The organism is Cyanobium sp. ATX 6A2 (assembly GCF_024346355.1).
Lineage (GTDB): Bacteria > Cyanobacteriota > Cyanobacteriia > PCC-6307 > Cyanobiaceae > NIES-981.
The window spans coordinates 1-8,495 of record NZ_JAGQCU010000031.1; the positions used below are offsets into that span (position 1 = coordinate 1).

General features: G+C 67.6%; 6 protein-coding genes. 5 read left to right on the forward strand and 1 reads right to left on the reverse strand.

Annotated features, from left to right (window positions below):
- Positions 1-142: 142 nt before the first annotated feature.
- Together grrA and grrM are read left to right on the forward strand one after the other, a co-directional pair.
- Complete coding sequence (grrA, locus tag KBY96_RS15845; protein WP_254980514.1) at positions 143-541, forward strand: GrrA/OscA1 family cyclophane-containing rSAM-modified RiPP; 399 nt, start codon at positions 143-145, stop codon at positions 539-541.
- Between the two features lie 2 nt (positions 542-543).
- On the forward strand, positions 544-1,710 hold the full coding sequence (gene grrM / locus KBY96_RS15850; protein WP_254980515.1) for a cyclophane-forming radical SAM/SPASM peptide maturase GrrM/OscB: 1,167 nt from the start codon (positions 544-546) through the stop codon (positions 1,708-1,710).
- 142 nt (positions 1,711-1,852) lie between these two features.
- On the opposite strand, the gene KBY96_RS15855 is transcribed toward grrM, so the two are convergent.
- Entirely contained in the window at positions 1,853-2,218 is a 366-nt protein-coding gene (locus KBY96_RS15855; RefSeq protein ID WP_254980516.1) for an AbrB family transcriptional regulator, read from the reverse strand.
- 785 nt (positions 2,219-3,003) lie between these two features.
- Here KBY96_RS15855 and KBY96_RS15860 point away from each other — a divergent pair.
- The 3 genes from KBY96_RS15860 to KBY96_RS15870 all read left to right on the forward strand — a co-directional run bounded on the left by KBY96_RS15860 (position 3,004) and on the right by KBY96_RS15870 (position 7,670).
- The gene (locus KBY96_RS15860) at positions 3,004-3,291 is read left to right on the forward strand and encodes a cation-transporting P-type ATPase (protein ID WP_254980517.1); all 288 of its coding nucleotides are present in this window, start codon (positions 3,004-3,006) and stop codon (positions 3,289-3,291) included.
- Positions 3,204-5,789 (forward strand): cation-transporting P-type ATPase, encoded by a 2,586-nt coding sequence (locus KBY96_RS15865; RefSeq protein ID WP_254980518.1) that lies wholly within the window; start codon positions 3,204-3,206, stop codon positions 5,787-5,789. Before KBY96_RS15860 ends, KBY96_RS15865 begins: the two co-directional genes overlap by 88 nt.
- Before the next feature lie 114 nt (positions 5,790-5,903).
- The gene (locus KBY96_RS15870; protein ID WP_254980519.1) at positions 5,904-7,670 is read left to right on the forward strand and encodes a mechanosensitive ion channel family protein; all 1,767 of its coding nucleotides are present in this window, start codon (positions 5,904-5,906) and stop codon (positions 7,668-7,670) included.
- Positions 7,671-8,495 lie beyond the last annotated feature (825 nt).

Sequence of the window (8,495 nt, forward strand, 5' to 3'; positions counted from 1 at the left end):
CTTCTTGGCGGTGGCCTGCTCGTAGTCACCGAATCCGAGCTGCTTGCTGCCCATCATCCCAGTGCGTACCAGCGATTGCAGAGGTATTTTCGCGCGGATGGCGCGGGTTTTCCAGAGCCTCCCTAACGCTCACGAGTCCACGATGACCATCACCTCCCGCGCCGGCCTGCTGGGCTTCCTGTTCTCGATGGTGGCGCTCACGCAGCCCGCCACGGCGGCCTCCAGCGCACCGGTTGCCCCTGCTGAAACCGCTGATTCCCAGATCTCCTCGATCGAGGGGCGGCTGAGCCGGATCGCGGAGGCGGTGCGGCAGCGGCAGGCCCAGTTGGAGGCGGACGATGGTGGGCTGGCCGTCGGGGATGGCCTGCGGGTGGCGGCCTTTGTCAATGGCCCCCGCGGCGGTGCAGTGCGCGGTCCTGTCGGCGGCGCGGCCTTCGCCAATGGTCACCCCTACTACGGCGGCGCCTCCCGGGGCTTTGTGAATGGCGGCGGCGGCTTCGTCAATGCCCGCCCCGGTGGAGCTGCCTTCCGCAACTGGTAGCCATGGCGCTGCCACCTGCGGACTGCGGGCCGATCGAGCTGGTGGTGATCCAGCCCACGCCCTACTGCAACCTTGACTGCGATTACTGCTACCTGCCGGATCGCAACGACCGCAGCCAGTTACCGCTCGATCTGCTGGAGCCGATCCTCAAGGCGGTGCTCACCAGCCCCTTTGTGGGCAGCGACATCACGATCCTCTGGCATGCAGGCGAGCCCCTGGCGGTGCCGGTGAGCTTCTACGACGAGGCCACGCGGCGGCTAGGTCAGGCGGAAGCGCGTCACAAGCGCCATCCGATCGCCATCGGCCAGAGCATCCAGACCAACGCCACCCTGATCGATCAGGCCTGGTGCGACTGCTTCCTGCGCAACGGCATCCAGGTGGGGGTGAGCCTCGATGGGCCGGCCTTCCTGCATGACGCCCACCGCCGCACGCGCACCGGGCTCGGAACCCATGCCGCCACGATGCGCGGCATTGCCCACCTGCGGCGCAACGCCATCCCCTTTCATGTGATCGCGGTGCTCACCAGCGAATCCCTCGACCATGCCGATGCCATCGTGGCCTTCTTCCTGGAGCACGGCATCACCGAGGTGGGCTTCAACATGGAAGAAACCGAAGGCAGCAACCGCAGCTCCAGCCTGGAGCGTGAGGGGTCTGAGGCGCGCTATCGCGCCTTTCTGGAGCGGGTGTGGGAGCTCACGGAGCAGAGCCAAGGCGCCTTCAGGCTTCGCGAGTTCGAGACCACCTCTGCGCTTGCCTGCACGGATTCACGGCTGGAGCGCACCGACATGAACCGGCCGTTCGTGATCCTCAATGTGGATCACCGTGGCAACTTCTCCACCTTCGATCCGGAACTGCTGGCGGTGAAAACGCAGGAGTATGGCGACTTCGTGCTCGGCAACATCCTCACCGACTCGCTGGAATCGGTGTGTGCCACGGAAAAGTTCCAGCGCATCCACCGTGACATGCAGGCCGGTATTGAGCGCTGTCGCTGCAGCTGCGAGTTTTTCGGCCTCTGCGGAGGTGGCGCCGGCAGCAACAAGTACTGGGAGCGGGGCACCTTCGACTGTGCCGAGACCCAGGCCTGCCGCTACCGCATCAAGATCGTGGCCGATGTGGTGCTGGCCGGCTTGGAGGCCACTCTCGGGCTCGCGGGCGATCGGATCCGTTGACGTCGGGTAATCGATCCCACCGGCGCTGCCGCCCGTGAATCCGCGCCGCTGCAAGCGCCACCAGCTCTGATCCGCCGGCAGGAGCGCAACAAAAAGGCGCCCCTTCAGGGCGCCATCAGGCTGGTTGCCAGCATGCGCCGACTCACTCGTCTTCGTCGGCGCTGCCGATGGGGATGAGCTTGATCTGCTTGCGGCCGAGCTTGATCTCGAACTCATCGCCGGGCTGGAGGCCCAGCTGGGCGGTGTAGGCCTTGCCCACCAGCAGATTACCGTTGAACTGCACCTTGGTTTCATAGCTGAGCTTGCGGCCGCCCTTGCCGCGCCCCTGGCCGCTGTCACCGAGGCTGACGCCCTTGGCTTCCAGGAGCGCTTCATAGAAGGCGGTGAAGTTCAGGCGTTCGCCACCATCCTTCTTGGTGCTCACGTAGCCGCACTCCCGCACCAGTTCAGACTTGCTGGCGTCGCTGAGTTCCTTGACCTTGGCGAGGAGATCGGGGCCGGTGAGCATGGCTGTTAATCGCACTATGCATACCTTAATACATAGCCCGGATCGGTCAATGGAGGTCGGCTGCTGCGTGTCCTCAGCGCCAGCACTACACTGGCTTGTCGCCAACGGGTTGCTGGAGGATGCTGAGCGGCGTTGTCTCGCCATGGCGTTTCTGGCACCTGCGCTTGATGCAAGGCCGGTGCAACCATGCCCGGCTGCTTGGCCTGACCGCCGTAGGCTTTCGCGGGCCTCCACATCGCCATCACCCCTTCACTCTCGATGTGAGCCCGCAGCAATCGAAGGCCAGCTGACGATCCGGATCGATGCTGTTCCTGCACCAAGCCGGGCGGCTCCGCTCACCCTTCCCCGATGGCAGCCCACCGCCCCATGGATCACAGTAGTGCCGATCAGCTGGGCCTATCCCTCTTGATCCATATCACTCCCGTGCACCCCCCATGCCCACGTCCTTGCGTCACGGCTTGCGCCTGATGAGCCTCTGGCTGGCGTGGCTGGCGCCGGATCAAATCTTGTTCAGCGTGGTGTATAACCTCACCAACGTGCCCACTTGATCGCTGACATCCTGGTGCCGGATGCCCGGGTCGACCAGATCGTGTTGATGCTGGCGTTGGTGGCGAGATGAACCAGCTCCGAATCGCTGAATTGCTGCCAGCGGTCTGAGGACCAGGCTGCAAGCTCGCTGCACCGCCATGGGCCGCCGACGTCAGATCCCCCACAGGAAGGGATGCACATCCGCGCCAGCAAACCCGCCCTACCCTCTGGCCAAGCTCTGAGGCAGGGGCAAGGCGATGCAGCTGTCGGCATCCGAGCCGGTGTGGTCGCTCTCTGCTGCCGGTCTCTGCAGTGCCCTGCAGACCTCCATCACCGGCCTGAGCGGCGCCGAGGCCCTGGCGCGGCTGGAGCGCTTCGGCGCCAACCGGCTGCCGGCGCAGCGGCGCAGCGGCGCCGCTCGCTGCTGCTCCGGCTGGCCGACCAGATGCTGCACTTCATGGCCCTGCTGCTCTGGGTGGCGGGAGCTCTGGCCTTCGCCGCCGGCATGCCCCAGCTGGGCTGGGCGATCTGGGCCGTGGTGCTGATCAACGGCCTGTTCTCCTTCTGGCAGGAGTACCAGGCGGAACGCACCCTGGCGGTGCTGCGCCAGGCCCTGCCCCGCCGGGTGCGGGTGTGGCGTGACGGCCAGCTGCTGGAGCTGACGGCTGAGGTGTTGGTGCCGGGGGATCGGATCGCCCTGGAGGAGGGCGATCAGGTGCCCGCCGATGCCCGTCTGATCGACGCCAACGCACTCAGCCTGGACCTGGCCGTGCTCACGGGGGAATCCCTGCCCGTGGCCCGCCATGCCCGCCCGATCCCCCTCAGCCGCGCCATCCTGCCGATGCGCGAGCAGGCCAATCTGGTGCTGGCCGGCACCACGGTGGCCAGCGGCCGGGCTGAGGCTCTGGTGTACGCCACCGGAGCTGAAACCGAGTTCGGCCACGTGGCCGGTCTCACGGCCGCCACCGAGCGCGGTGCCAGCAGCCTGGAGCGCCAGGTGGGCCGCATCGTCCGCACGATCAGCACGATCGCCGTGTCGATGGGCGTGCTGAGTTTCCTGCTCAGCTGGCTGTTCGTGGGCATCGGGCCCCTGGAGAGCCTGGTGTTCGCCGTGGGGATCCTGGTGGCCAATGTGCCCGAGGGCCTGCTGCCCACGGTCACATTGGCCCTGGCGATCAGCGTGCGGCGCATGGCCGGTCAGCGGGCCCTGGTGCGCCGGCTCTCGGCGGTGGAGACCCTCGGCTCGGTGAGCGTGATCTGCAGCGACAAGACCGGCACCCTCACCTGCAATCGAATGGAGGTGCAGGCCACCTGGCTGCCGGAGCCCGGCACCGGCCTGGACGCTGGGCTGCTCGAGCAGGCCTGCCTCTGCTCCAATGCCCACCTGGAGCGGGGGCGCGGCGGGCTGCGCGCGATCGGCGACCCCACAGAAGCGGCCCTGCTGATGGCGGCGCTGGAGCGGGAGCTCGATCCGACCACCCTGCAGCAGCGCTATCCCCGCCGCCGCGAACTGCCGTTCGATTCCCATCGCCGCCGCATGAGCGTGGTGGTGGAGTCCGCCGAGGGGACGCTGCTGGCGATCACCAAGGGGGCGCCGGTGGATGTGATCGAGCACTGCAGCACCCAGGTGGGTGCCAACGGGCCGGTGCCGCTCAATGGGCCCTTGCGCCAGCGGGCCCTGGGCGCCAACGATGATCTGGCCGCCCAGGGGTACCGGGTGCTGGCGGTGGCCCGCCGACCCGTGGAGGCCCACCGGCTCGAGGCCCGGGCCGAGGAGCTGGAGCGGGGTCTGGAACTGGTGGGGCTGCTGGCTCTCTACGACCCACCGCGGCCGGAGGTGCCGGACGCGATCCGCCAGTGCCATCAGGCAGGCATCCGGGTCACGATGGTGACCGGCGACTATGGGCTCACCGCCCAGGCGATCGCCCAGCAGTTCGGCCTGCTGGATCCGCCGACCGGCACAGCTGCCCAGAGCCGGGAGGCCATGGCCGCCGATCCGGTGCGGGTGATCGAAGGACCCCAGCTCGATCGGCTCAGCGAGGTGCAGCTGCGCCAGCTCCTCAAGTACCGCCACCGGCTGGTGTTCGCCCGCATGGCACCGGAGCAGAAGCTGCGGCTGGTGCAGGCCTACCGCGCCCTCGGGGAGGTGGTGGCGGTGACCGGCGATGGCGTCAACGATGCCCCGGCCCTGCGCGCCGCCGACGTGGGGCTGGCGATGGGCCAGGTGGGCACCGACGTGGCCCGGGAGGCCGCCGACATCGTGCTGCTGGACGACAACTTCGCCACGATCGTCAGCGCGGTGCGTTACGGCCGCTCGGTGGTGGCCAACATCAGCAAATTCCTCACCTACATCCTCGCCTCGAACGTGCCCGAGATCGTGCCGTTTCTGGCGATGGTGGCCTGGCGCATCCCGGCGGCCCTCACGGTGCTGCAGATCCTCGCGGTGGACCTGGGCACCGACCTGGTGCCGGCTCTGGCCCTGGGAGCCGAGCCACCCGAACCCGGTGCGATGCGCCAGCGGCCGCGGCGCCGGGATCAGCCGCTGCTGAATCGCCCCCTGTTGCTGCGGGCCTATCTGGTGCTGGGACTGGTGGAGGCAGCCCTGGCGATGGCGGCCTATCTGCTGGCCTGGCGCGCCCAGGGTGTCAGCTGGGCGGAGCTGCAGGCCCTGGCTCCCCAGCTGCTGCATGGCACGGCGACCCCGTTCGACCGGGCGATGCAGCACCGGGCCTCGGCAGCCACCTTCACCACGATCGTGCTCGCCCAGGTGGGGGTGCTGATGGCCTGCCGCAGCGAGAGCCGGCCCGCCCTGCAGGGCGTAGGCCTGGGCTGGATGCGCACCAACCCGCTGCTGCTTGTGGGCATCGGCAGCGAACTCCTGATCACCGCTGGCCTGATCACCGTGGCACCCTTGGCGGCTGTGCTGGAGCTGGCACCGTTCCCGGTTGCGTGGCTGGGCTGGATGCTGCCGGTGCCGCTGCTGGTGGTGCTGGTGGATGACGCCCGCAAGCGCTGGGATTCGGCGGCAGCAACCCGCGCCTGACCCAGCTGGGCTATTGGCTGCGCCATCCGCAGCTGCGAATCCCGCACCTCAACCGCATCGATCAGGCTCGGCAGGGTGACGATCTAGAACGAGGGTGGTCTTGGCTGGGCTTCGATGCAGCGCCGCTTCATCGCACTGCTGGCCATCGTTCTGGCGCTGACGTTGTTCTGGCCAGCCAGCCTTGCCGCTGCGACAGCGAGCGGTGGTGCGGCTGCCCAGAGTTCCGGGCCTGAGGGACCATCCCAGTCGCTGAAGACAGGTGCCTGGCAGCTGGGCAGCTACGACGTGGCCAAGGTCAGGATCCTGGGGGTGCCGGCAATCACCGTGGCCGTGCCTGTGCTCGCCGACTCCACTGGACCCGATGCCCAGCTGCGGGCACGCCTGATCGAGAACAACCTGCGCCTGCTCTATGCCCCTCCCACGATCTGCAGTGTGGATGAGCTGCTGGCTGACCTCTGGGTGCGACGCAGCCTGCGCTCCCATGGGGACGACCAGGATCGGGGCCAGACCGCCTGCGACATCAACCGCAGGTCATCGACCCGACTTACCGCAGGCCTGGAGCTGGCCTCGGTGATGAGTGCGGAGGGGCTGCCGGTGCTGGAAGCCCGGCTGCCAGGGCGGGAACCGATCGCACTGCTCACGGTCACCGATGCCGACGCCCGCCTCAACGGCATCCCCGCTGTCGAACTGGCTGAGCGCTGGCGCATCACGCTGCTGCCGCGCCTGCGCCATGCCCAGGCGCTGCTCCAGCCCGAGGCCTGGGCTCGCGTCCTGATGCTGTTGGGGCTGGCCTTGCTGCTGCTGGCTGCTCTGCTGGGCGGCCTGCTGGTGCTCTGGAAACGGACAGAGCACTGGGACGAGCGCCTGCAGCAGAGGCTGCCCAGGGGGCAGGGAGCCGCCGCCGGCAGCGACCTGCTTCTCGAGCTGCCGAATGCGGTGCGCATCGCCATCGTTCTGGCGGTTCTGCTGATTCTGAGCACGATGAACGCCCTGGCCACCATGGCCATTCCCGGTCAGTTCGCCGAGGGGCTGAGCCTGCTGCTGCGGCCAGGCCTGCTGATTGCCAAGGTGCTGGTGGTGGCATTCGCCTTTCTGGTGCTACGCGGCATCGTCAGGGTTCTGCTGCGCCAGTGGCTGGCTGGACGGCGGGTGTCTGCAGAGCAGCGTCCCCGGCGCAGACAGCGCTACAGAACCCTTCGGCAAGTCTCCCTGCGGCTCCTCACCCTGAGCGCGGGGATGATTCTGGTGATCTGGTGGTTGGTGGATCTGGAACGCTTCCGCGAGATCACCGCCAGCGGCCTGCTCGCCGGCGGTGCGCTGGTGGGGGCCCTGGTGTTCGCCTTTCAGGCCCTGTTGCGGGATTTTGTTTCCGGTCTGGTGGTGCTGCTGGAAGACCGCTACGCCATCGGCGATTGGGTCGAAGTGGGCACCCTCAGCGGCGAGGTGGTGGACATCGGCATCTTCAGCAGCCAGTTCCGCACCCTGGATCAGCGGCTGGTGGTCGTCCAGCACGGAATGGTCGACCGGCTGATCAACCACACCAAACTCCGCTCCGGTGCGTTGATTTCCCTTCTGCTTTCCCACCGCCTCGGGTCATTGCGCCAGGCACTCACAGTGATCCAGCAGGAACTGGATCTGTTTGCCGGCCAGTCACCCTGGAAGGAGCGCCTGCTCGACCCACCGTTGCTGCGAGCCGTGGATGCCGTGAATCCCCAGGGCATCGAGGTGAGCGTACTGATCCAGACCCTGGCAGGCGAACAATGGTCGCTGAAACGGGAACTGCTGCTGCGGCTGAAGGACGCTCTGCACAGGAGCGCCATTCCGCTGGCCAACACCCTCGAGTGGGGCAACCTTGAGCCGCCGCAACAGGCCGTCCCATAGACGGGCGTACAGCTCCGCTTGCTGTCGCACGCTGCCCATTGCAGCATCAGGCCGCTCCAGATTGAGATTGATCCCAGGGGCAGAGCGCTCAGCAGCCAGAGGCGATCCGAACCGAGGGGAGTGATGAGCGGCGGAGAAGCCACCCATGCGGTGTCTGCCGAGGAGCGGATGGAGGCGCTGCCTCTTCAGGGGAGCGCCGATTTCGCCGTCACCACCGTTGCGGTTGCTGAACCGCCCGTTCAGCAGCCCCATCACGATGGCCAGGTAGCTGTTGCCGGCCACCGCCAGGGCGATGCTCAACCACCACGCCCCCGCAAGGCCGTCCTGTCCCTCCACCGTGAGGTCGACGCCGGAGACACTCCCCGGGGCCACGGTCTCCACGGCCGCACTCAGCAGGCCGCCAGAGAGCCAGCAGGGTCACACAGCTGGCCAGCAGCAGCTGGTAGTGGCGCCTGTCTGCGGCATTGCCGAGAATCACCACCCGCATCGGCTGCCGCAAGCCAGGGCTGCAAGGGCGATTTTCAGGGATCTATGTGGCTGCTTGATGAACAGCCGTGACGGCTGATCACAAGCGATCACAACCGGGCACCAACGCCGCTGCCGGAACGCTGACGATCTCTGATTGTGATCCCATCGCTCCCGGGAGGCTCCACCGATGGATGTCACCCCACCGCAGCAGCTCCCGGGAGTGCGCTGATGATCCGGCCCCTGCTCCAACATCCTCACCCGATCACCGGTTTCCCAGGCGTGTCGCGGCTGCTCTGTTCAGACAGCCCGTGCCGTCCACTGCACCGCCCACGACTCAGCCCCAGGTGCCCCGGACCC

Excerpts from the sequence above, each read along its gene's own strand:
- grrA (WP_254980514.1), top strand. The coding sequence starts at position 143 with ATGACCATCACCTCCCGCGCCGGCCTGCTGGGCTTCCTGTTCTCGATG.
- grrM (WP_254980515.1), top strand. The coding sequence starts at position 544 with ATGGCGCTGCCACCTGCGGACTGCGGGCCGATCGAGCTGGTGGTGATC.
- KBY96_RS15855 (WP_254980516.1), bottom strand. The coding sequence starts at position 2,218 with ATGCTCACCGGCCCCGATCTCCTCGCCAAGGTCAAGGAACTCAGCGAC.
- KBY96_RS15860 (WP_254980517.1), top strand. The coding sequence starts at position 3,004 with ATGCAGCTGTCGGCATCCGAGCCGGTGTGGTCGCTCTCTGCTGCCGGT.
- KBY96_RS15865 (WP_254980518.1), top strand. The coding sequence starts at position 3,204 with ATGGCCCTGCTGCTCTGGGTGGCGGGAGCTCTGGCCTTCGCCGCCGGC.
- KBY96_RS15870 (WP_254980519.1), top strand. The coding sequence starts at position 5,904 with ATGCAGCGCCGCTTCATCGCACTGCTGGCCATCGTTCTGGCGCTGACG.